We start from the raw sequence: 1,199 nt of genomic DNA, 5'->3' as shown, positions 1-1,199 counted from the left end.
GAACACAGACTTATTGATAACGCGGCTGTCCTGCCGGACTTTCAGAACGATACAGTCAAGGTAAACAATGGGATAAACCGAATCTAGGAGGCGATTTTGCCATTCAACAACCTGCACCATAACGGCATCGGTGACCTTCGATACCAGGGCGGGTGAGACATCAGCGTCATACAGTTCTTTGAACGCAGCGGCAATTTCTCGGGTGGTCATCCCTTTGGCATACAACGATAAAATCTGGTTATCCATCCCGGTGATCAGGGTCTGGTTTCTCTTCACCAGTTGCGGTTCAAAGGAACCATCACGATCACGTGGTGTACGCAGTTCCAGCGGACCATCGCCGGTGCTAACAGTCTTTGTGGAGTAGCCATTGCGCGTGTTAGGGTCGTGTATTCAATGAGTTGATGTAGCATCAAACGTAGTACTCGCGTTCGATGTAAGTACAGATGATCCTATCGTGCATTTCGTATGATTTTGAATATCCGAGCGTCTTGCGATTGAGCCGTTGCAATCGGTTACGCAGTGTCAGATGTGCACGCTCAATACGCTGTGTATACAGCTTGCTAACAATGTGTTTCACTTTTGGAAGTTTGTCGTTGTAAGCCCTGTAGCCATCCGTGTTTGCATGAATGACGACGGTAACGCTGATGGCCACTTTTGCCGTAACCGTGTTTTTTCACAGGAGATGTCTGTTCACAAAACGGGCATCTTACATCAACTTTAGCCACTGTATTCCACATCCAAAACCGGACATTTCACACTGCAATCAACATATTGAATACACGACCACAATTCCAGGGGTCGGGCCGATTACTGCCAGCTTACTTTCATCACAGCTCGGCGATGGAAAACAATTTTCATGTAGCAGGGATTTTGCGGCTTCCACAGGGCTTGTACCGCGACAATACAGCACAGGAGGAAAACCGACTCTGTTGGGAATAAGCAAACGAGGTGATAAAAATTTACGCAAACTTCTGGTTCAATGTGCCCGCTCATTCATGATGCGACTTGAACATCAGCAGGGCAGGCTTGCTGAATGGGTTCGGGGGCAACTCGATAACCAACATTCAAATATTGTCGCCTGTGCTCTGGCAAACAAACTGGCGCGAATAGCCTGGTCAATCACAACTAATCACAATGAATATCAGGCCTGATGTTATATAGAACTACATCAAGAAACTGATTATTAAGTAATTAAACAG

3 pseudogenes are annotated in these 1,199 nt (G+C 46.5%); 1 reads left to right on the top strand and 2 read right to left on the bottom strand.

Annotated features, from left to right (window positions below):
• A pseudogene (locus QZ506_RS16515) lies at window positions 1–378 on the bottom strand (transposase); the annotation flags it as partial.
• Between the two features lie 31 nt (window positions 379–409).
• Window positions 410–725 (bottom strand): annotated as a pseudogene (locus QZ506_RS16510) (IS1 family transposase).
• A gap of 60 nt (window positions 726–785) precedes the next feature.
• Between QZ506_RS16510 and QZ506_RS16505 the strand changes: the two are divergent.
• A pseudogene (locus QZ506_RS16505) lies at window positions 786–1,151 on the top strand (transposase); the annotation flags it as partial.
• Between the last annotated feature and the right edge of the window lie 48 nt (window positions 1,152–1,199).

The sequence above is a fragment of the Candidatus Symbiopectobacterium sp. genome (genome assembly GCF_020054415.1).
Classification (GTDB): domain Bacteria; phylum Pseudomonadota; class Gammaproteobacteria; order Enterobacterales; family Enterobacteriaceae; genus Symbiopectobacterium.
This window is presented reverse-complemented; position numbering and strand designations above follow the sequence as displayed.